We start from the raw sequence: 21,241 nt of genomic DNA, 5'->3' as shown, positions 1-21,241 counted from the left end.
GCGGTGAGCGCTCGCCGAACGAGACGCCAAAGGAGAGCACCATGGGTCTACTCGACGTCCTCAACGGCATGCAGAACGGCCCGCGCGGTCCCTCTACGCCGAGCACGGAAAAATCCTCCGGCATGTCGCCGATGACCATGGCGCTGCTCGGCTTGCTCGCCTGGAAGGCGTTCAAGCACATGACCGCGAACCAATCCGGTACGGCACCGCAGCCGTCACCGACGCCGGCGCCTCCGCCGGTAAACACGAACACCGCTGATAGCGGCGGTCTTGGCGGTCTCGGAGGCCTGCTCAAAGGCGGTCTCGGCGGCCTGCTCGCGGGCGGCGCGGCCGGCACCGTGCTCAGCGGCGGCCTCGGCGACCTTCTCAACCAGTTGCAGCAGGGCGGCCACGGCGACGCCGCGAAGTCCTGGGTCGGCAATGGCGAGAACAAGCCGATCGCGCCGGGCGATCTCGCCAGCGCACTCGGCGCCGACCAGATCGAGAGCCTGTCCGCCCAAAGCGGCCTGTCGCGCGAGGAGCTGCTCAACGGCCTCAGCCAGTATCTGCCGCAGGTGGTCGACCATCTGACGCCGGACGGACGGCTGCCGACCGAGAACGAGCTCTCAGGCAGACTCTAGTCCAACCTTGATCGACGCGCTTTCGGGAAGGGGAGCACACTCATGAGCATGGGCGGCCTGTTGTGGATCATCGTTGTCGGCTTCATTGCTGGCCTCATCGCGCGCTGGCTGGCGCCTGGGCCGAACAATCCGAGCGGCTTCATTCTCACCACCATTCTCGGCATCGCCGGCGCGTTTCTGGCGACCTTCATCGGCCAGGCCATCGGCCATTACAGTCCCGACCAGGGCGCCGGCTTCATCATGGCCACGATCGGCGCGGTGGTGGTGCTGTTCATCTGGCACCGGCTGGTGACAAGCGGCCTGATCAAGGGGTAGCGGCGCTGGAAGTAGGCACGCCGTCGCTCCGCACTCGTCATTGCGAGGAGCGCTTGCGACGAAGCAATCCAGGCCGTTTCCGCGGAGGGATTCTGGATTGCTTCGCTGCGCTCGCAATGACGAGCTAGGTAATCAAATGCATCCCCGCGTCCATGCGCACGACCTCGCCGGTCATGTTGCTGGAGGCCGGCATCGCCAGGAAGCAGACGACCTGCGCGATGTCCTCGGCGCTTGAAGCGACCTTCAGCGGCACCTTCGCCACCACGCTGTCGCGCACCTGCTTGGCGCCGGCCTCGCCGCGGCCCTTGGTGAACCAGGGCGTGTCGATATAGCCGGGGCAGACGGTGTTGACGCGGATCAGCGGCGCCAGCGCGCGCGACAGCGACAGCGTCATGGTATTGAGCGCACCCTTGCTGGCGGCGTAGGCGATCGACGAGCCGACGCCGCTGATGCCGGCAACCGAGGACACGTTGACCACGGCGGAGGGCCGCCCCGAGGCCTTGGCGCCGGCCTCGAGCAGGCTGCGCGCGGCGCGCACCATCTGGAACGGGCCGATGGTGTTGACGCCATAGACCCGCTGGAAATCTTCAGCCGACAATCCGTCGAGATCGGCATGAGCGACATGCTTGGTGATGCCGGCATTGTTGACGAGGATATCGAGCCGGCCCCATCCACTGGCGGCCGCGACGATCTTGCGGCAATCGGCGTCCTTTGAAACATCGCCCTGCGCGACCAGCACCTCCGCGGCGCCGGCCTTGCGGCAGATGTCCGCGGTGGCCTCGGCCTCCTTCTGGCTCGACGAATAGTTGATGACGAGCCGCGCCCCGCTGCGCGCGAGAATTTCAGCCGTCGCCGCGCCGAGCCCGGAGGCAGACCCCGTCACGATTGCGCACAGATTGTCCTTGGCCATCTTGATTTCCTTCCCCGTGGCTCTGATCTTTCGCGCCTTGTTTAGCGAGTTTGCGGCGCCCTGCAAATCGAGCAAACTCCGCTAAGCGGAATTAGCTTGCGCCCATGCCCGCGCCGCAGGTTGACCTGCGATCAACGCTTGTCAGGGCCATGGCTTTTTCGGATCATCGGGCGCAAGAAGAACTGCGCGTCCGCTTGGCCTGGCGGGACGCGCCAACGGCAAAACACGGGGAACGCTGTGGCGGAGAGTGACAACATCGTCGTCGAGACCGCGGAGAAGATCTTCGCCGATCTCGCCGATCCGCAAACCATCAACAACGACAAGAAGGGCGCGTGGCAGGCGCCGCTGTGGCAGGCGCTGAGCGAGGCCGGCCTGCCGTTGTCCTGGGTGCCCGATGAGCTCGGCGGCTCCGGCGCGAGCCTGGCCGACGGTTTTGCGCTGCTGAACGCTGCCGGCCGTTTCGCCGTCGCGGTTCCCCTGGCCGAGACCATGCTGGCGGGCTGGCTGCTGGCGCAGGCGAAGATCGCTTCCCCGGAGGGCGAGATGACGGTGCTGCCGGCCGGCCCCAGGGATCGCATCACCCTCGATGCCGACGGTTCGCTCTCCGGCCGCGCCCGCGGCGTGCCTTTTGCCAAGGCGGCGAAGCATTTCGCGGTGCTGGCGCATGGCAAGGACGGCGTCGCGATCGCGCTGGTCGATGGAGCCAAGGCCCGGATCGAATCCGGCCTCAATGTCGGCTACGACCACAGCGATACCGTAACGCTCGACAGGGTCCAGCCCGTCACGCTCAAGCCCGCGCCGAAGGGCTTTGACCAGACCACGCTGATGCTGATGGGCGGCGTTGCGCGTAGCCTGCAGATCGCGGGCGCGCTGGAATCGATGCTCGACATCTCCGTGCGCTATTCCAACGAGCGCGTCGCCTTCGAGAAGAAGATCTCGAAATTCCAGGCCGTGCAGCACAATCTGGCGCGCCTCGCCGGCGAATCCGCAGCCGCGCTTGCGGCCGCGACATCCGCCGCCGATGCCATCGCGAACGCCAGGACGTTCAATGACGAGGTCTATCTCGAAGCGGCCTCCGCAAAGATCCGCTGCGCGGAAGCGGCCGAAAAAGGCGGCGCCATCGCGCATCAGGTGCACGGCGCGATCGGCTTCACCATCGAGCACATCCTGCACCGCTATTCGCTGCGGGCGCTGGCCTGGCGCGACGACTTCGGCTCGGAGAGCCATTGGGCCGTCGAGCTCGGCAAGCTGGTGGCAAATCGCGGCGCCGACGAATTGTGGCCGCTGGTGGCGTCGCGCTGATCAGGAGAGAAACACATGACCGCTGCGCTTCGTTTCGATCCGATCCGCCTGCCCGAAAAGTGCGAGCAATTGCGCAAGGAAGTGCGCGCCTTCCTCGCCGAGGAGATCGCCGCCGGCACCTTCGACCCGCACCAGCCCAACCGCGAGGACACCGACGCCCCGGAATTCTCCCGCCGGGTCGGCGCCAAGGGCTGGCTCGGGATGACCTGGCCGAAGAAATATGGCGGCCAGGAGCGCTCCTTCCTCGAGCGTTACGTCGTGACCGAGGAGATGCGCGTTACCAACGCGCCGACGCGGCGCTTCTTCGTCGCCGACCGCCAGAGCGGGCCGGTGCTGCTGAAATATGCGCCGGAGCATATCAAGATGGAGATCCTGCCGCGGATCTGCCGCGGCGAGGTCTGCTTTGCCATCGGCATGAGCGAGCCGAACTCCGGCTCCGACCTGTTCGCCGCGAAGACCCGCGCAACTAAGACGGACGGCGGCTATCTCATCAACGGCACCAAGATCTGGACCTCGTCGGCGCATATCGCCGACTACATGATCGCGATCTTCCGGACCTCGCCGCCGACCAAGGAAAACCGTCGCCACGGCCTGACCCAGTTCCTGGTCAAGATGAAGCAGCCGGGCATCAAGGTGAACCCGATCGGCCAGATCACCGGGCAGTACGAATTCAACGAGGTCGTCTTCACCGATCACTTCATTCCTGACGACCACGTGCTCGGCGAGGTCGACGGCGCCTGGAAGCAGGCGACGAGCGAGCTCGCCTATGAGCGTTCGGGCCCCGAGCGTTTCCTCGAAACCTATTATGTGCTGACCGAGCTGGTGCGCGCGGTCGGCCCCAACCCGGACACCCGCAGCGCCGAAGGCATCGGGCGCCTGGTCGCGCAGCTCCACACCATGCGGCGCATGTCGGTTTCGGTGGCCGGCATGCTCGAGGCCGGCAAGGAGCCGGTGGTCGAGGCGTCCATCGTCAAGGACATCGGCACGGTCTGGGAGCAGCAGCTTCCGCACCGCGTGCGCGATCTCGCCGCCTTCGTCGAGGAGACCGCGACCAATCGCGAGACCTTGGAGCGGCAGCTCGACTTCGCGATCAAGACCGCACCGAAACTCACCATCCAGGGCGGCACCACCGAGGTGCTGCGCGGCATCATCGCCCGCGGACTGGGTTTGCGCTGACTCTGATGAGAACGAACTCTCGGCCACGCGCTCCGTCCACCTCTCCCATCGGGAGAGGTCGATTTGCACCAGCAAATCGGGTGAGGGGTTATGCCCTCGCCGGAGACCTCAGCCCTCACCCGGCGCTACGCGCCGACCTCTCCCTGTGGGAGAGGTGGTTCTTCGCTACCGAGATACTGGAGATTAGACATGAGCACGTACAAAGACATCGGCGTCGAGAAGGTCGGGCATGTCGGCACCATCGAGATCCGCCGCCCGCCGCTCAATTTCTTCGACATTTCGCTGATCAACCAGATCGCGGACGCGCTCGACGAATTCGACCGCGACATCGAGATCCGCGCCTCCGTTCTCTCAGCGCAGGGCAAGGCGTTCTGCGCCGGCGCCAACTTCCAGGATCCGGCGCGGCAGGCGCAGGAGGCCCGCGAGGCCGAGAAGAAAGGCGACCCCGCTGACAGCCTCGGATCGATCAACCACCTCTACATTCAGGCCGTGCGCATCTTCCGCGCCAAGAAGCCGATCGTCGCGGCCGTGCAGGGCGCCGCCATCGGCGGCGGATTGGGCCTCGCGGTCTCGGCCGATTTCCGCGTCACCTGCCCCGAGGCGCGGTTCTCCGCGAACTTCACCAAGCTCGGGTTTCATCCAGGCTTCGGCCTGACCGTGACGCTGCCCGAGCTGATCGGCAAGAACAACGCCGAGCTGATGTTCTACACCAGCCGCCGCGTCACCGGCGAAGAGGCCGTGAAGTGGGGCCTCGCCAACGAGTTGGTGCCGCAGGACCAGGTCAAGGCGGCCGCCATGAAGCTCGCCGGCGAGATCGCCGAGTGCTCGCCGCTCGGCCTGCTCTCCACCCGCGCCACGATGCGCAACGGGCTCGCCGATCGCGTCATGGCCGCGACCAATCACGAGCTGGCCGAACAGACCAGGTTGCGCGCGACGGAGGATTTCAAGGAAGGCGTGAAAGCCACTGAAGAGCGGCGCGCGGCGAATTTCAGGGGAAGGTGATTGCGGCGATGCCGTAGGGTGGGCAAAGGCGCGTAAGCGCCGTGCCCACCATCTCTTGAAGCGTCGACGACAGGCGTGGGCACGCTTCCGCCGTCGCTCTTCGAGCTATGGCGGACAAGTCGCTTTGCCCACCCTACGCTTCGCTCACTCAGCTCAGGCGGAACGTCACCCCGCCCAGCAAGAACTCATTCCCCGCGACCGCGTGCCCTTTCGCCCGCGCTGCATGCAGCACACGTGCAGCATCAGCCACGCGAAACTCCAGCGCGCTCATGATCTCGCTGGCGCCCTTGACGAAGCGGAAGGTTGCGTTCGGCAGCTTCAGTTCGGCATCGCCGCTCGGTGCAATACCGATGATCTTCCCCCAATGCTCCGCCAGTTCCTGCGGGTTCGGGCTCTGCATCTCCACCGCCGTCAGCGCCTGCGTCACGTCCTTGCGAATGAACTTCTGCCAGTCCGGTCCCGCCGGCGGATACGCGCCCAGAATATCGTCGCTGCCTTCGGTGTGGTTGAACTCGATGAAGGCGGCGCGGCAGTCGCGGGGGTGGAGCTGCACGCCGTGATAGGGCGCGTGATCGATGACGTTGGCGGTGCGCACGCCCATCGCGTTCGCATGGCGTCCGCGCTCGTCGGGATCGTTGCAGCAGAAGATTGCCATATAGCCGCCGCGACCGCCGGTCTTCTCGATGAAGCGGCCGGCCGTGGTGCCGTCCTTGAAGGGCGCGACCACCTCGAGCAGGATCGTGTCGACCGGGAGCAGCGCGTTCTCCAGGCCGTATTTCGCGACATTGCCGTCGCGGTAGCAGACGGCAAGACCCATGATCTCCGCGATGTCGGAGACGACGGGCGCGAGCTGCGGCGCGACGAGGCAGATCTGGCGTAGCCGCATATAGGGCGCCATGGTCATGCGCCTTTGAAGGTCGGCTTGCGCTTCTCGACGAAGGCCTTGGCGGCCTCCTTGTGGTCCTCGGTGTCGCCGCAGCGGGTGTGGTGGATGGCCTCGCCGTCGAAGCAATCCTCCAACGCCAGATGCTCGGCATTGTTGATGTTGCGCTTGATGAAGCCGAGCGCGATCGACGGCCCTTGCGCCAGCGACAGCGCGAGCTCGTGGGCCGCGGCGTCGACCTCGGCATCGGGCACCACCCTGGTCACCATGCCGATCGCGTGCGCTTCCCTCGCGGTCAGCACCGGCGACATCAGATAGAGCTCGCGCGCCCGCGCGCTGCCGAGCAGCTGGGTGAGGAAATAGGTGCCGCCGTAATCGCCGGAGAAGCCGACCTTGGCAAAGGCCGTGGTGATCTTGCAGGATTCGGAGGCGATGCGCAGGTCGCAGGACAGCGCCATCGACAGGCCGGCGCCGGCCGCCGCGCCGTCGAGCTGCGCCACCACCGGCTTGGGCATCTGGTGCAGGATGCGCGAGACCTCCATGCCGCGGCGCAGATTCGCAAGCTTCTGCTCGAACGGCAGCGGCGCGCGGCCGGCCGCCATCGACTTGACGTCGCCGCCGACGCAGAACGATCCGCCGGCGCCCTTGAACAGAACGGCGCGCACCTCGGGATCGTCGGCCGCGCGGCGCGCCGCCTCGACCAGCCCGACCACCATCTCCGGATTGAGCGCGTTCTTCCGCTCCGGGCGATTCATGGTGATGGTGAGCAGCCCACCTTCGAGCTTTTGCAGGACCATGTCGTTCATGGGGCGTCTCCCTTGTTGTTTTGCTCCGTCATTCCGGGGCGCGCCCCCTTGGCGCGAACCCGGAATCCATCTCTCAACCGTCCCTGCCGCCCGATGGATCCCGGGTTCTCGCTTCGCGAGCCCCGGGATGACGACCTACTGTTGGCGCGCTCGTCGTCTCGACGACTCACGCCGTCACTTCTTCACCAGCGGACAGCGCGACTGCTCCAGCGACTGGAACGCCTCGTTGCCGGGGACGGTGGCGAGCAGCTTGTAATCGTCCCAGCGGCCCTTCGACTCCGACGGCTTCTTCACCTCGAACAGGTACATGTCGTGGATCATGCGGCCGTCCTCGCGGATCCTGCCGTTCTTGGCGAAGAAGTCGTTGATCGGCGTCTCCTTCATCACCTTCATCACGGCGGCCGAATCGGTCGTGCCGGCCGCCTTCACCGCCTTCAGGTAATGCGTGACGGAGGAGTAGACGCCGGCCTGCGCCGAGGTCGGCGGCCGCTTCACGCGCTCCTGAAAGCGCTTGGAGAACGCGCGCGTCTCGTCGTTCATGTCCCAGTAGAACGCTTCCGCCAGCAGCAGCCCCTGCGCGGTCTCGAGGCCGATCGAGTCGATGTCGGTGACGAAGACGAGCAGCGGCGAAACCTTCTGGCCGCCCTTCATGATCCCGAACTCGGCCGCCTGCTTGATGGCGTTGACGGTGTCGCCGCCGGCATTGGCGAGCCCGATCACCTTGGCCTTGGAGGCCTGCGCCTGCAGCAGGAAGGACGAGAAATCCGAGGTGTTGAGCGGATGGCGCACGCTGCCCAGCACCTTGCCGCCGGTCTTGGTCACGACGGCACTGGTGTCCTTCTCCAGGTCCTGGCCGAAGGCGTAGTCGGCAGTGAGGAAGTACCAGCTGTCGAGGCCCGTCTTCACCGCCGCAAGGCCAGTCACATTGGCCTGGCCGTAGGTGTCGAACACGTAGTGGACGGTGTAGGGACCGCAGGCCTCGTTGGTGAGACGGATCGAGCCAGGGCCGTTGAACATGATGATCTTGTTGCGCGCCTTTGCGATCTCGCCGGCCGCAAGCGCGGTCGCCGAGGCGGCGACGTCGTAGATCATCTCGACGCCCTGATTGTCGAGCATGTCGCGGGCGATGTTGCCGGAGAGATCGGCCTTGTTCTGATGGTCGGCCGCGAGCACCTGGATCTTGCGCCCCAACACTTCGCCGCCAAAGTCCTCCACCGCCATCTTGGCCGCGGTCTCGCTGCCGGAGCCGGTGATGTCGGCATAGAGGCTCGACATGTCCAAGATACCGCCGATCTTGAGAGGTGGCTTGTCCTGGGCCTGCGCGGCGCTCGCATTGAGGGCAAATGCGGCGGCAAAAATGCCCGACAAAACAGTCTTCATGGAAAACGATCTCCCTTATCGCGCCGTGCTCTGATGGCGGCTTGGTTATTGCTCTTGGTTGGTTCTTGGCAATCGCTGTTGCCGCAATCATGCCGCATGCGCAAGAGCGCAGCAAGCGCGAGCGGCGATGCAAAATGAATGATCAATCGTGCGCTTTCCGCAAAACGGAATGGCGAGATGCGGAAGAGTGCCTCCGCCGTCATTGCGAGCGTAGCGAAGCAATCCAGGATCTTTCCCCGGAGGGACTTCGGATTGCTTCGCTGCGCTCGCAATGACGAGGAGTAGGACGAGCCCTCTTCGCGACCTACTGCGTTTGAGTTATAGTTCGTGCGCAACGCAACCTCTCCGGGTCACGTGACGCAACTGCTTCAGCTCATCATCGTATTCCTTCTCATCGCGAGTCACACCGCGCTCGCGACACCATGCCAGTTCGAGTTTCAAGGCGAAGGTCGCGTCGCCGCCATCGTCGATGCGCGCAGCGTGCGTCTCGACGACGGCCGCGAAATCCGTCTCATGGGAATCGAGCCCGCGGCGACGACGAAGCCGGCGCTGGCGTCGCTGCTCGCCGGCCGCGACGTCAGGCTCCGCGGCAGCGACGATACGCCGGACCGCTATGGCCGCCAGGGCGCCCTGGTCTTCATCGGCGAAAGCGACAATCCGGTGCAGGCGATGCTGCTGGCGCAGGGCGAGGCCATGGTCTCGGCCGAGATCACGGACAAGGACTGTGCAGCCGCCCTGATGGCGTCGGAGGCCGCAGCCCGGCGCCAAAAAAAGGGCAGTTGGGCTGACCCGTCGGCCATAAAAAACGCGGAAAGTCCGGACGATATTTTGGCAGGGATCGGGCGTTTTGTGGTGGTCGAGGGCAAAGTCCTGTCCGTCCGGCAAGCTGGGGCAATGACCTACCTCAACTTCGGACGAAGCTGGACACGGGGCTTTGCGGCGACTATCTCCAAACGCACGCTGCCGGCGTTCGAAAGCGCTGGCATTTCCCTTAAGTCCTTGGAGAACAAGCGTATTCGAGTTCGGGGCTGGGTTGAGGGCAATACGGGGCCGCGGATCGATATACGCCTCGTAGGACAGGTCGAGTTGCTGGGCGCAAACGAATCGACAGGGGTAAGGCCTTAGAGCGGGGCCGGACACGGGTTAAGCGACGTGAATGGGGTGCTAGAACGGCACGGACGAGGTGATGGCCGCCGCCTGCGGGCTGCGCCGGCTGCGCTATGCCTTGTCCTGAGCACAGCGCTGGCGGGTTGCGGCGACATGGGCCGGTTCCAGGCTGCCGCGACCCCTCCGGCCGTCGCGATGCCGAAGCCCAAGCCGGCCATCGCGCAGACCCCCGCGACCGAGAAGGAGCACGAGCGCATCCTGGCGAGCTATGGCGGGACCTATGACGATCCCAGGCTCGAATCGCTCGTCAGCAAGACGGTCGACCGGCTGGTCGCGGCCTCCGACCGTCCCGACCAGGGCTACAAGGTCACCATCCTCAATTCCGGCGCGGTGAACGCCTTCGCGCTGCCGAACGGCCAGCTCTATGTCACGCGCGGCCTGCTTGCGCTTGCGAGCGACACCTCGGAATTGTCCTCCGTGCTCAGCCACGAGATGGCGCATGTACTGTCCAAGCACGCGGCGATGCGCGAGGACCAGGCGCGCCAGGCCGCGATCGTCACCCGCGTCGTCACCGACATGAGCAACGATCCCGATCTCACGGCGCTGGCGCTGGCCAAGACCAAGCTCACCATGGCGAGCTTCTCGCGCAAGCAGGAGCTCGAGGCCGACGGCATCGGGGTGGGCATTTCCGCCAAGGCGCATTTCGACCCCTACGGTGCGGCGCGCTTCCTCTCGGCGATGGAGCGCAATGCCGAGCTGAAGGCCGGCAAGTCTTCGCTCGATCCGCGCGCGCAGGATTTCACCTCGTCGCATCCGGCAACCCCGGAGCGCGTGCAGAACGCGCAGAATATCGCGCGGCAATACACTGCGCCCGAAGGCGCCGAGCGCGACCGCGAGAGCTATCTCGCCGCGATCGACAACCTCGTTTACGGCGAAGACCCCAGCGAAGGTTTCGTGCGCGGCCGCCGCTTCCTGCATCCGAAGCTGGGCTTCACCTTCCAGGCGCCGGACAATTTCACGCTCGACAACACCGCCCAGGCCGTGATCGGCGTGCGCGAGGGCGGCGCACAGGCGATGCGTTTCGACGTGGTGCGGGTGCCGGCGGAGCAGTCGCTCGGCGACTATCTGAACTCCGGCTGGATGGAGGGCGTCGAGAAGGCGTCCACCGAAGACCTCACCATCAACGGCTTCCCGGCCGCGTCCGCCGCCGCCAAGGGCGACCAGTGGCAGTTCAAGGTCTATGCGCTGCGGTTCGGCAGCGACGTCTATCGTTTCATCTTCGCGACAAGGCAGAAATCGACCGAGAGCGAGCGCAACGCGCGCGAGACCGTCAATTCGTTCCGCCGCCTGACGCTCGACGAGATCCAGGCCGCCCGCCCGCTGCGCATCAAGGTCATCACCGTGCAGCCCGGCGATACCGTGGAATCGCTCTCCCACCGCATGGCCGGCGTCGATCACCCCGCCGAGCGCTTCCGCATGCTCAACGGGCTCGATCGCAGCGCGCAGGTAAAGGTGCGCGATCGTGTGAAGATCGTGGCGGATTGACGTGCGCTAAGCGCACGTCATCCCGGGGCGCGCTTAGCGCGAACCCGGGATCTGGAGCGACAGATTGCGCTGCGTAGGGTGGGCAAAGCGCAAGCGTGCCCACCACCTCTCTCAATCGGATACAGTGCCGTAGGATGGGCAAAGGCGCGCAGCGCCGTGCCCACGAACTTCCTCAATGGCAAACAGGTGGTGGGCACGCTTCGCTTTGCCCACCCTACGACACTACGACACCTGTGATGCGGCGACGGCGCGAGCCTAACGCCCCGCGTCCATATCGCCCGCCTCGCGCTGGCCGCTGAGCCAGAGCGCGAGCAGGGTCCAGAACGCGCCGGACAACAGATACGCACCCGATGCGATGACGCCGAGATTGGTGGCGAGCAGCAACGCGACCAGCGGCGCGAAGCCGGCGCCGAACAGCCAGGCCATGTCCGAGGTCAACGCCGAGGCGGTGTAGCGATAGGCCTGCTTGAAGTTCGACGCGATCGCGCCGGAGGACTGGCCGAAGGACAGGCCGAGCAGGATGAAGCCGATCACCATGTAGATCGTCTCGCCGAATGCGCCGGCGTCGAGCAGCTGCGGGGCAAAGCCGCTATAGATCGCGATCGCGATCGCCGATCCCATCAGCAGCGATTTGCGCCCCACGCGGTCGGCGATGATGCCCGAGACCACGATCGCGCCGACGCCGAACACCGCTGCGACGATCTCGATGATCAGGAAGCGCACCGGGCTTTCGCGGGTGAACAGGAACACCCAGGACAGCGGAAACACCGTGACCATGTGAAACAGCGCGAAGCTGGCGAGGGGCGCAAACGCCCCGAGCATGATGTTCTGGCCTTCGCGCGCGACCGTGTCGGAGATGCGCGCCGGCTGCAATTCGCGGGTCTCGAACAGCGTGGCATATTCCTCCGTCGTCACCATGCGCAGGCGCGCGAACAGCGCCACGACGTTGATGGCAAAGGCAACGAAGAACGGATAGCGCCAGCCCCAGTCGAAGAAATCGTCGGCCGAGAGATTGCCGGCGAAATAGGCGAACAGCGCGCTCGCCACGATCAGCCCGAGCGGAGCGCCGAGCTGCGGCACCATCGCGTACCAGCCGCGCTGGGAGGGCGGCGCGTTCAGCGCCAGCAGCGAGGCCATGCCGTCCCAGGCGCCGCCCCAGGCGAGGCCCTGCGCGATGCGCGCCAGTGCCAGCAGCCAGATCGCGGCAACGCCGATCTCGTGATAGCCGGGCAGGAACGCCAGCGCGACGGTCGCGGTGCCGAGCAGGAACAGCGCCGAGATCAGCTTGGCGGTCTTGCCGTAGGCACGGTCGACCGTCATGAAAATGACCGTGCCGATCGGCCGGGCCATGAAGGCCAGCGCGAAGATCATGAAGGAATAGAGGGTGCCGGTCAGCTCGCTCGCGAACGGGAACACCAGACGCGGGAAGACGATCACCGAGGCGATCGCGAAGACGAAGAAGTCGAAGAATTCCGAGGTGCGGCCGATGATGACGCCGATGGCGATCTCGCCGGGGCTGGCCTGGTCGTGGCCATGCTCGCCCGAGTGGAGGTCTGCCATTGCGGGGGTCTGTGCCGTCGCCATGCGTGCGCCCTTAACGTCCTGAAAACCAAAGCCGACCGCCCGGCGGGCGCCAGGCAATCTGGCCCTGTCTGACCCAACATCTCGCACTGCAACATTGGACAAATTGTCCAATGTCCGGATTGTTGCGCCGCAGCTACCCGTTGGCCCCGCAAAAGAAACTCATTCTCAAAGGCTCGGCCCGTGTCTCGTCTCAAGATCCTGGCGCTACTACCTCTGGCTGCCGCGCTCAGCGGCTGCGACTACGTCGTGCTGGCGCCAGCCGGCGATATCGCAGCCCAACAGCGCGACCTCGTCGTCATCTCCACCGTCCTGATGCTCCTGATCGTCCTCCCCGTGATGGCGCTGACCGTGCTGTTCGCCTGGCGCTATCGCCAGTCCAACACCGCGGCCCGCTACGAGCCGGAGTGGGATCATTCGACCGCCCTTGAGCTCGTGATCTGGTCGGCGCCGCTCTTGATCATCGTTTGCCTGGGCGCGCTGACCTGGATGGGCACGCACCTGCTCGACCCCTATCGCACGCTCGGCCGCATCCATGCCGACCGCGCCGTGGACCAGTCCAAGGCTCCGCTCGAGGTCGACGTCGTCGCGCTCGACTGGAAATGGCTGTTCATCTACCCGGACTACGGCATCGCCACCGTCAACGAGCTCGCAGCTCCGGTCGATCGCCCGATCAACTTCCGCATCACCGCCTCCTCGGTGATGAACTCGTTCTACATCCCCGCGCTCGCCGGCCAGATCTACGCGATGCCGGGCATGGAGACGAAGCTCCACGCGGTGGTGAACCACGCCGGCACGTATAAGGGCTTCTCCGCGAACTACAGCGGCGCCGGCTTCTCCGGCATGCACTTCAACTTCAAGGGCCTCGACGACAAGGGCTTTGACGCCTGGATCGCGCAGGCCAAATCCGCCGGCGGCTCGCTCGGCCGCGCCGAATATCTCCAACTCGAAAAGCCGAGCCAGAACGAGCCGGTACGCCGCTGGGGCACCGTCGATTCCGATCTCTACCGCCTGATCCTCAACATGTGCGTCGAGACCGGCAAGATGTGCCAGAGCGAGATGATGGCGATCGACGCCAAGGGCGGCAACGGCCATCAGGGCCTCAACAACACCCTGCCGCTGGCCTACGACAAATACGCCCGCCGCGGCACCGCACTCGGGCCCGAGCCGAGCTTCGTCGCCGGCACCTGCACCCCCGATGCGCCGCAGGGCAGGACCACCGCGTCCATCACGGCCCCCGTCGACACCGCGCCGCTGCTCGGCGCCGGCCTGAAGCGGCCGTCGTTCACGCCGCTGAAGTCCTCGTCCTTCTTCCTCGGACAGCGTCCGAAGTCAGACTCCTAAAGAGAGCTCGCATGTCTCCTGATCTTCTCAAGCTCATCTTCGGCCGGCTCGGCTTCGAATCGCTGCCGCTGCACGAGCCGATCGTCGTCGGCACCTTCGTGGTGGTCGCGCTCGGCGGCGCCGCATTGCTCGGCGGCCTCACCTATTTCCGCCTCTGGGGCTATCTCTGGCGCGAATGGTTCACCACGGTGGACCACAAGCGCATCGGCATCATGTACATGATCCTCGGCATCGTGATGCTGCTGCGCGGCTTTGCCGACGCGCTGATGATGCGCGGCCAGCAGATGCTCGCCTTCGGCGGCTCGGAAGGCTATCTCAACGCCCATCACTACGACCAGGTCTTCACCGCCCACGGCGTGATCATGATCTTCTTCGTGGCGATGCCGCTGGTCACGGGCCTGATGAACTACGTCGTGCCGCTGCAGATCGGCGCGCGCGACGTGTCGTTTCCGTTCCTGAACAATTTCAGCTTCTGGATGACGGTCGGCGGCGCGGTGCTGGTGATGGCCTCGCTGTTCATCGGCGAGTTCGCCCGCACCGGCTGGCTGGCCTATCCGCCGCTGTCGAACATCGGCTACAGTCCCGATGTCGGCGTCGACTATTACATCTGGGCACTCCAGGTCGCCGGCGTCGGCACGACGCTGTCCGGCATCAACCTGATCTGCACCATCGTCAAGCTGCGCTGCCCCGGCATGACCATGATGAAGATGCCGGTGTTCACCTGGACCTCGCTCTGCACCAACGTCCTGATCGTCGCCTCCTTCCCGGTCCTGACCGTCGTGCTCGCGCTGCTGTCGCTCGACCGCTACGTCGGCACCAACTTCTTCACCAACGATTTCGGCGGCAGCCCGATGATGTACGTGAACCTGATCTGGATCTGGGGCCACCCCGAGGTCTACATCCTGGTTCTCCCGGCCTTCGGCATCTTCTCGGAAGTCACCTCGACCTTCTCCGGCAAGCGGCTGTTCGGCTACACCTCGATGGTCTACGCCACGGTCGTCATCACTATCCTGTCGTACCTGGTGTGGCTGCACCATTTCTTCACGATGGGCTCGGGCGCCAGCGTCAACTCGTTCTTCGGCATCACCACGATGATCATCTCGATCCCGACGGGCGCGAAGATGTTCAACTGGCTGTTCACGATGTATCGCGGCCGCATCCGCTACGAGCTGCCGATGATGTGGACCATCGCCTTCATGCTGACCTTCGTGATCGGCGGCATGACCGGCGTGCTGCTGGCGGTGCCGCCGGCCGACTTCGTGCTGCACAACAGCCTGTTCCTGATCGCGCACTTCCACAACGTGATCATCGGCGGCGTGGTGTTCGGCGCGTTCGCCGGCATCTCCTACTGGTTCCCGAAGGCGTTCGGCTTCAGGCTCGATCCGTTCTGGGGCAAGCTGTCGTTCTGGTTCTGGGTCACCGGCTTCTACCTCGCCTTCATGCCGCTCTACGTGCTCGGCCTGATGGGCGTGACCCGTCGCCTGCGCGTGTTCGACGATCCGTCCCTGCAGATCTGGTTCGTCATCGCCGCGATCGGCGCCGGCCTCGTCCTGCTCGGCATCATGTGCATGCTGATGCAGTTCGCGGTCAGCTTCCTCAGGCGCGAGCAGCTCAAGGACGTCACCGGCGACCCCTGGGATGCGCGCACGCTGGAATGGGCGACCTCCTCGCCGCCGCCGGACTACAACTTCGCCTTCACCCCCGTCGTTCACGACAACGACGCGTGGTGGGACATGAAGAGGCGCGGCTACCAGCGCCCGCTCACCGGCTTCAAGCCGATCCACATGCCCAGCAGCACCGGCACCGGCATCATCCTCGCCGGCCTCGCCACCGCGATGGGCTTCGGCCTGATCTGGTACATGTGGTGGCTGGCGGCGTTGAGCTTCATCGCGATGCTCGCCGTCGGCATCGGCCACACCTTCAACTATCACCGCGACTTCGACATTCCGGCTGAAGACGTCATCCGGACCGAGGACGCGCGCACCAAACTGCTCGCCGGAGCCAAGTAAATGACTGTCGCTGTCAATCCTTCCCAAACCGGCGAGCCGGTGTTCTACCTCGCCGACGAACATCCGCATCCGGAAGGCTGGAGCACCTCGCTCGGCTTCTGGATCTACCTGATGAGCGATTGCCTCATCTTCGCGATCCTGTTCGCCACCTTCGGCGTGCTCGGCGGCAATTATGCCGCCGGCCCGGCGCCGAAGGACCTGTTCGACCTCGATCTGGTCGCGGTGAACACCTCGATGCTGCTGCTGTCGTCGATCACCTACGGCTTTGCGATGCTGACGATGCAGCAGAACAAGGTCGCCCAGACGCAAGTCTGGCTGGCGATCACCGGCCTGTTCGGGGCCGCGTTCATCGGCATCGAACTGTTCGAGTTCGCCCACATGATCCATGAAGGCGCCACGCCGCAGCGCAGCGCCTTCCTGTCCGCGTTCTTCACCCTGGTCGGCACCCACGGCCTGCACGTCTCCTGCGGCCTGATCTGGCTGGTGACCTTGATGGTGCAGGTCGGCAAGTTCGGCCTGATCGAGGCCAACCGCCGCCGTCTGATGTGCCTGTCGATGTTCTGGCACTTCCTCGACGTGGTCTGGATCGGCGTCTTCACCTTCGTCTATCTCCTGGGAGTTCTGCGATGAGCACCAATCATCATGCCGCCCACGCCGACGATCATCATCACGAAGGCGGCCACGCCCACGGCACGTTCTCGAGCTACATGCTCGGCTTCGTGCTCTCGGTCGTGCTGACGGCGATCCCGTTCTGGCTGGTGATGAGCGGCGCGCTGCCGAGCAAGCAGGTCACTGCGCTGGTCATCATGGCCTTCGCGGTCGTGCAAATCGTCGTGCACATGATCTACTTCCTGCACATGAACGCGACGTCCGAGAACGGCTGGACCATGATGGCCCTGATCTTCACCATCGTCATGGTGGTGATCGCGCTGTCGGGTTCGCTGTGGGTGATGAGCCACCTCAACACCAACATGATGCCCATGCACCAGATGAGCGGAATGAAGTGAGCGAGGTCAGGACCGTGACGGACAGGGAGGGCGCGCCGCTCGGCAGGGCTGCGCCGGCCCCTTCCCTGTGGCTCACGGTCCTCTCGGTTGTCGCCTTCGTCGTTCTGATCGCGCTCGGAATCTGGCAGATCGAGCGCCGCGCCTGGAAGCTGGCCCTGATCGACCGCGTCGAGCAGCGCGTCCATGCCGCAGCCCTGCCGATCCCCCCGCCCGTGTCATGGCCTGCGGTTTCCGCCGCCAACGACGAATACAGGCACGTCAGCCTCGAGGGCCGCTTCCTGCATGACCGTGAGACGCTGGTCCAGGCCGTCACCGAGGAAGGCCCGGGCTATTGGGTGCTGACGCCGCTCCAGCGCGACGACGGCACACAGGTCCTGATCAACCGCGGCTTCGTGCCGTCGGAGCGACGTGACGCATCGACGCGCCGGGACGGCAATCCGGACGGCCAGGTCGAGATCACCGGCCTGCTCCGCATCACCGAGCCCAAAGGCGGGTTCCTGCGCAACAACGTGCCCCAGCACAACCGCTGGTACTCGCGGGATGTCGCCGCGATCGCGGCGGCCCGCGGCCTGCACGATGTCGCACCTTTCTTCGTCGATGCCGATTCCCGATCACAATCCGCTGGTGGTCCCGTCGGCGGATTGACCGTGGTGCGCTTTCCCAATAACCACCTGATCTACGCGCTGACGTGGTTTGCCCTGGCCTTCATGCTGGCCGGCAGGCTTGTCGTCACATTCGGCGGCGGGCTGTTCCGCCGCAACAGAGGCCTGAATGGCTTCGTCCACGAACCGGCCGGCGGCCCAGATGTCGCCGCGCGCAGGACGGGATCAGATGCTGGAACGATCGTCGAGCCGACCTGACAGCGGAAGCACGCCTCGCCAGGCGCTTGGCGGGATGGCCGTCACGCTGCAATCGCAGGCGGATGCGCGCAGCGAACTGATCGGCGCTACGCCGACCGACGACGAGACCAATCGCAAGAACATGGCGCTGCTGATCCAGCTGCGCTGGACCGCGGTGGTCGGCCAGATCGTGACCATCGGCGCCGTGCATTTCGGCCTCGGCATCCCCCTGCCGCTGGAGCGGATGGGCGCGGTGATCGGCGCGCTGGTTCTGCTCAACGTCTCCAGCCTGATCTGGGTGCGCCATCGCGCCGCGATCACCAACAACGAGCTGCTGGTCGCCTTGATGCTGGACGTGGCCGCGCTGACCGCGCAGCTCTATCTCAGCGGCGGCGCCACGAACCCCTTCACCTCGCTGTTCCTACTCCAGGTGACGCTCGGCGCGGTGCTGCTCGATGCCCGCTCAACCTGGTCACTGGTGGCGCTGACCTGCGCCAGTTTTGTCTGGCTGACCCTGGCGTACCGGCCGCTGGATCTGCCGCCCAACCCATTGAGCGAAACCTATACCCTCACCGTCCTCGGCATGCTGCTCGGCTTCGTTCTCAACGCCGTGCTGCTGGTCGTGTTCGTCACCCGCATCAACAGGAATTTGCGCGAGCGCGACGCGCATCTGGCGGCGCTGCGCCAGCATGCCGCCGAGCAGGACCACATCGTGCGCATGGGCCTGCTTGCCTCCGGCGCGGCCCATGAGCTCGGCACGCCGCTCGCCTCGCTCTCGGTCATCCTCAGCGATTGGCGCCGCATGCCGGATCTTGCCAGCGACCAGGAGCTCGCCGAGGATCTCGCGGAGATGGAGACCTCGCTGCAGCGCTGCAAGTCGATCGTGACGGGCATTCTGGTCTCGGCCGGCGAAGCGCGCGGCGAAGGCTCGTCGCCGACCACGGTGACGGCCTTCGTGACCGCCCTGGTTGACGAATGGCGCAACGCGCGCTCGGCACGGACGCTCTACTTCGTCAACACGTTCGGCGCGGACGTTGCCATCGTCTCCGACATCGCCTTGAAGCAGGTGATCTTCAACGTGCTCGACAACGCCTATGAGGTCTCGCGCGACTGGGTCGAGCTCGTGGCCGAGCGCGAGGGCGACAACCTCGTGCTGTCGATCTCTGACCGCGGCCCCGGCTTTGCGCTGGAGATGCTGGCGCAGCTCGGAAAGCCCTATCACTCCAGCAAGGGCCGCGCCGGCGGCGGGCTCGGCCTGTTCCTTGTGGTCAACGTCGTGCGCAAGCTTGGGGGCAGCGTCACTGCGGAAAATCACAGGAAGCGCGGCGCCACGGTCCGCCTGACGCTGCCGCTGGCAACGCTGGCGATCGGAGGGAATTTTGACGCCTGACCGTTCGCTCATTGTCGTCGAGGACGATGCCGGCTTCGCGCGCACGCTGAAGCGCTCGTTCGAGCGCCGCGGCTATGACGTCGTGCTGGCCGCCTCGATCGAGGAGGTGCGCCAGGTGCTGGAGGAGCGCTCCTTCGGCCATGCCGTGGTCGATCTCAAGCTCGGTGGCGCCTCGGGCCTCGCCTGCGTCGAGCTGCTGCACACACACGACCCCGACACGCTGATCGTGGTGCTCACGGGCTTTGCCAGCATCTCGACTGCCGTGGAGGCCATCAAATTGGGCGCCTGCCATTATCTCGCAAAGCCCTCGAACACGGACGACATCGAAGCCGCCTTCACCAAGGCCGTGGGGAACACCGAGGTCGCACTCGACGCACGGCCGACCTCGATCAAGACGCTGGAATGGGAGCGCATCCACCAGACCCTGATCGAGACCGACTTCAACATCTCGGAAGCGGCACGGCGGCTCGGCATGCACCGGCGGACGCTGGCAAGGAAGCTCGAGAAGCGGCCGGTGAAGTAGGAGCGCGTCGAGGCTCCTCCTGCTTCCCTATTTGCCGAATTGCGCAATCAATTCGGCCAGCGCGACGTGGCCGGTGCACGATCCCGTTCCCGGATCAGAGTCGCCGTCCTCCAGAGCGGTGGCGTAGAGGATCGCGGGATCGGCTTCGAGGCGAGCTCGCAGCGCCGCCAGCTTCGGCCAGCGGCTCCTCTCCGCGACCGCGTGGAAGTCGAGCCAGCGCGCGACGCCGACGAGCACGGCGTCGGCAAGGGTCGGCCGCTCCCCGAGCAGGAATTGCCGTGATTCGATCATCGCTTCGAGCTTGTCATGGCGCTCGATGACCCTTCCTATGCCAAAGGCCCGCAGGGTTGACTTCGCGGCGGGCTCCATCGCTTCGGCTTCCAATGCGGCCCACAGCGGCGCGAAGGCGGCGGTGAAACCGGTATTCACGAACGCCATGAGCTGATGCATGCGATCGGCCTGCAGCGACAGCGGATCGAAGCTGATGCGCCGCTCGACGTCCCTGGCCTCTAACCAGGCCGCGATCGCCATCGTTTCCGTCAGCACCTCGCCCTGCTCGGTGATGAAGACCGGCGTCTCATGTCGCGGATTGATGCGGGCGTATGACGGGTCTCGCATCTCGCCCATCATGTCGACCCGGCACAGCCGATATGGCTTGCCCAGCCATTCGAGAGCCGCAACGAGCCCCATGGAGCTTCCCTTCGGGAAGCCGTAGAGTAGAATTGGGTCCATGATCCATTCTCCGTGATGTCTGATGATCACGCTGCGCAGCGGTGATGCGACCCTAGTCGCTCGCCGCATCAAGTAAATTACGAACTTTTTTGTAACCTGGAGGCGCCGATGAAGGATCTCGTTTCGAGATGTCCCATCGAGGAAGTGATGCAGATTCTGAGCGGTCGCTGGCCGACGCTGCTGATCTACTATTTGAAGCAGGGCACCAAGCGCTTCAGCGACTTGCGCCGCGACAATCCGACCATCTCACACAGGATGCTAGCGCTCGAGCTTCGCAAGCTGGAGGACGCCGGTATCGTAAGCCGCACTGAATTCGGCGGATATCCGCTGCGCGTAGAGTACGATCTGACGGCCGCCGGTCATGCTCTCGTGCCGTTGATCGATGCCTTGGGAGACTGGTGGGCGTCGGTTGCGGCTGGGGCTGACGGAGAAGACCGTCGGGGTGAAATCGGCGTCTCCGCAAAGACGCAGCGGACTTGAAGCGAAGGCCCAGGTAAGGAGACTGCCGTGACAATGCTCGTCGAGCGCTTCAGCCTGCCGGCTGCGCTTTCGCCCGCGCCGAGCAAGCGCGACGCCGAAACAGTTCAGTTCGCACAAGCCGCGCTGACATCCGCCAAGCGGGAGGGCCTGCAACTCGCGGTGCGAGCGCGCTATGTTGCCCTCGTCGTCATTGGCTGCCTGCTGCTGGTAATCAACCCGGCCTGGGAGCAACTCTATTACGTGGCGCTGCTCGGCTTGTTCGCACTGATCGGCTGGGCCCAGGTCAGGGT

At 65.2% G+C, this 21,241-nt stretch carries 21 protein-coding genes and 1 pseudogene; 16 read left to right on the top strand and 6 right to left on the bottom strand.

The genetic code is table 11. The annotated features are described in order from the left end of the window. Positions 1 to 41: 41 nt before the first annotated feature. The gene (locus tag AC066S_RS00110; RefSeq protein ID WP_126260978.1) at positions 42 to 620 is read left to right on the top strand and encodes a YidB family protein; all 579 of its coding nucleotides are present in this window, start codon (positions 42 to 44) and stop codon (positions 618 to 620) included. 42 nt (positions 621 to 662) lie between these two features. Further along, positions 663 to 935, top strand: a complete 273-nt coding sequence (locus tag AC066S_RS00105) for a GlsB/YeaQ/YmgE family stress response membrane protein (RefSeq protein WP_205680540.1) — start codon at positions 663 to 665, stop codon at positions 933 to 935. Between the two features lie 124 nt (positions 936 to 1,059). Here the strand turns inward: AC066S_RS00105 and AC066S_RS00100 are convergent, their stop codons facing one another. Next, positions 1,060 to 1,845 carry an SDR family NAD(P)-dependent oxidoreductase gene (locus AC066S_RS00100; RefSeq protein WP_126260977.1) on the bottom strand — a complete coding sequence of 262 codons (786 nt, stop codon included), beginning with the start codon at positions 1,843 to 1,845 and terminating at the stop codon, positions 1,060 to 1,062. 237 nt (positions 1,846 to 2,082) lie between these two features. On the opposite strand from AC066S_RS00100, the gene AC066S_RS00095 reads away from it, so the two are divergent. From AC066S_RS00095 to AC066S_RS00085, 3 genes are all read left to right on the top strand, one after another. After that, positions 2,083 to 3,147: an acyl-CoA dehydrogenase family protein gene (locus AC066S_RS00095; RefSeq protein ID WP_126260976.1), complete on the top strand. Its 1,065-nt coding sequence runs from the start codon at positions 2,083 to 2,085 to the stop codon at positions 3,145 to 3,147. 15 nt (positions 3,148 to 3,162) lie between these two features. Then, positions 3,163 to 4,323, top strand: coding sequence for an acyl-CoA dehydrogenase family protein (locus AC066S_RS00090; protein WP_478268631.1), 1,161 nt, complete (start codon positions 3,163 to 3,165; stop codon positions 4,321 to 4,323). Positions 4,324 to 4,512: 189 nt separating this feature from the next. Beyond that, entirely contained in the window at positions 4,513 to 5,325 is an 813-nt protein-coding gene (locus AC066S_RS00085) for an enoyl-CoA hydratase/isomerase family protein (protein ID WP_126260974.1), read from the top strand. 148 nt (positions 5,326 to 5,473) lie between these two features. On the opposite strand, the gene AC066S_RS00080 is transcribed toward AC066S_RS00085, so the two are convergent. The 3 genes from AC066S_RS00080 to AC066S_RS00070 all read right to left on the bottom strand — a co-directional run bounded on the left by AC066S_RS00080 (position 5,474) and on the right by AC066S_RS00070 (position 8,394). Next, positions 5,474 to 6,223 carry a VOC family protein gene (locus AC066S_RS00080; RefSeq protein ID WP_478268630.1) on the bottom strand — a complete coding sequence of 250 codons (750 nt, stop codon included), beginning with the start codon at positions 6,221 to 6,223 and terminating at the stop codon, positions 5,474 to 5,476. Between the two features lie 2 nt (positions 6,224 to 6,225). Beyond that, positions 6,226 to 7,014: an enoyl-CoA hydratase gene (locus AC066S_RS00075; protein ID WP_478268629.1), complete on the bottom strand. Its 789-nt coding sequence runs from the start codon at positions 7,012 to 7,014 to the stop codon at positions 6,226 to 6,228. A gap of 174 nt (positions 7,015 to 7,188) precedes the next feature. Continuing rightward, positions 7,189 to 8,394 (bottom strand): ABC transporter substrate-binding protein, encoded by a 1,206-nt coding sequence (locus AC066S_RS00070; protein WP_478268628.1) that lies wholly within the window; start codon positions 8,392 to 8,394, stop codon positions 7,189 to 7,191. Positions 8,395 to 8,721: 327 nt separating this feature from the next. Between AC066S_RS00070 and AC066S_RS00065 the strand changes: the two genes are divergently transcribed. Next, on the top strand, positions 8,722 to 9,519 hold the full coding sequence (locus AC066S_RS00065; protein ID WP_478268627.1) for a thermonuclease family protein: 798 nt from the start codon (positions 8,722 to 8,724) through the stop codon (positions 9,517 to 9,519). Between the two features lie 135 nt (positions 9,520 to 9,654). Continuing rightward, on the top strand, positions 9,655 to 11,046 hold the full coding sequence (locus AC066S_RS00060) for a M48 family metalloprotease (RefSeq protein ID WP_245481505.1): 1,392 nt from the start codon (positions 9,655 to 9,657) through the stop codon (positions 11,044 to 11,046). A 255-nt stretch (positions 11,047 to 11,301) separates the two neighbouring features. On the opposite strand, the gene AC066S_RS00055 is transcribed toward AC066S_RS00060, so the two are convergent. After that, positions 11,302 to 12,630, bottom strand: a complete 1,329-nt coding sequence (locus tag AC066S_RS00055; protein WP_126260969.1) for an MFS transporter — start codon at positions 12,628 to 12,630, stop codon at positions 11,302 to 11,304. A 180-nt stretch (positions 12,631 to 12,810) separates the two neighbouring features. Here AC066S_RS00055 and cyoA point away from each other — a divergent pair, with 180 nt between their 5' ends. The 7 genes from cyoA to AC066S_RS00020 are packed head-to-tail and all read left to right on the top strand — an operon-like array spanning position 12,811 to position 19,739. Further along, entirely contained in the window at positions 12,811 to 13,971 is a 1,161-nt protein-coding gene (gene cyoA / locus AC066S_RS00050; protein ID WP_135171438.1) for a ubiquinol oxidase subunit II, read from the top strand. Between the two features lie 11 nt (positions 13,972 to 13,982). Further along, positions 13,983 to 15,980, top strand: coding sequence for a cytochrome o ubiquinol oxidase subunit I (cyoB, locus tag AC066S_RS00045; RefSeq protein ID WP_135171439.1), 1,998 nt, complete (start codon positions 13,983 to 13,985; stop codon positions 15,978 to 15,980). After that, the gene (cyoC, locus tag AC066S_RS00040) at positions 15,981 to 16,610 is read left to right on the top strand and encodes a cytochrome o ubiquinol oxidase subunit III (RefSeq protein ID WP_135171440.1); all 630 of its coding nucleotides are present in this window, start codon (positions 15,981 to 15,983) and stop codon (positions 16,608 to 16,610) included. It begins immediately after the preceding gene. Next, positions 16,607 to 16,987, top strand: a complete 381-nt coding sequence (cyoD, locus tag AC066S_RS00035) for a cytochrome o ubiquinol oxidase subunit IV (protein WP_126260965.1) — start codon at positions 16,607 to 16,609, stop codon at positions 16,985 to 16,987. The genes cyoC and cyoD overlap by 4 nt, the downstream gene beginning before the upstream one ends. Then, complete coding sequence (locus AC066S_RS00030) at positions 16,984 to 17,847, top strand: SURF1 family protein (protein ID WP_478268626.1); 864 nt, start codon at positions 16,984 to 16,986, stop codon at positions 17,845 to 17,847. The genes cyoD and AC066S_RS00030 overlap by 4 nt, the downstream gene beginning before the upstream one ends. Further along, positions 17,819 to 19,216, top strand: coding sequence for an ATP-binding protein (locus AC066S_RS00025; RefSeq protein ID WP_164719006.1), 1,398 nt, complete (start codon positions 17,819 to 17,821; stop codon positions 19,214 to 19,216). Before AC066S_RS00030 ends, AC066S_RS00025 begins: the two co-directional genes overlap by 29 nt. Continuing rightward, positions 19,206 to 19,739, top strand: coding sequence for a response regulator transcription factor (locus tag AC066S_RS00020; RefSeq protein ID WP_126260962.1), 534 nt, complete (start codon positions 19,206 to 19,208; stop codon positions 19,737 to 19,739). Before AC066S_RS00025 ends, AC066S_RS00020 begins: the two co-directional genes overlap by 11 nt. 27 nt (positions 19,740 to 19,766) lie before the next feature. On the opposite strand, the gene AC066S_RS00015 is transcribed toward AC066S_RS00020, so the two are convergent. Further along, positions 19,767 to 20,471 carry a glutathione S-transferase family protein gene (locus AC066S_RS00015; RefSeq protein ID WP_478268625.1) on the bottom strand — a complete coding sequence of 235 codons (705 nt, stop codon included), beginning with the start codon at positions 20,469 to 20,471 and terminating at the stop codon, positions 19,767 to 19,769. 108 nt (positions 20,472 to 20,579) lie between these two features. Between AC066S_RS00015 and AC066S_RS00010 the strand changes: the two genes are divergently transcribed. Both AC066S_RS00010 and AC066S_RS00005 read left to right on the top strand, forming a co-directional pair. Beyond that, positions 20,580 to 20,951, top strand: coding sequence for a winged helix-turn-helix transcriptional regulator (locus AC066S_RS00010; protein ID WP_478268624.1), 372 nt, complete (start codon positions 20,580 to 20,582; stop codon positions 20,949 to 20,951). A gap of 27 nt (positions 20,952 to 20,978) precedes the next feature. After that, positions 20,979 to 21,241 (top strand): annotated as a pseudogene (locus AC066S_RS00005) (hypothetical protein); the annotation flags it as partial.

The sequence above is a fragment of the Bradyrhizobium sp. CFUWI genome, from assembly GCF_056429085.1.
The sequence above is the reverse complement of the archived record's forward strand: the minus strand, read 5'-3'. Positions and strand labels throughout refer to the sequence as shown.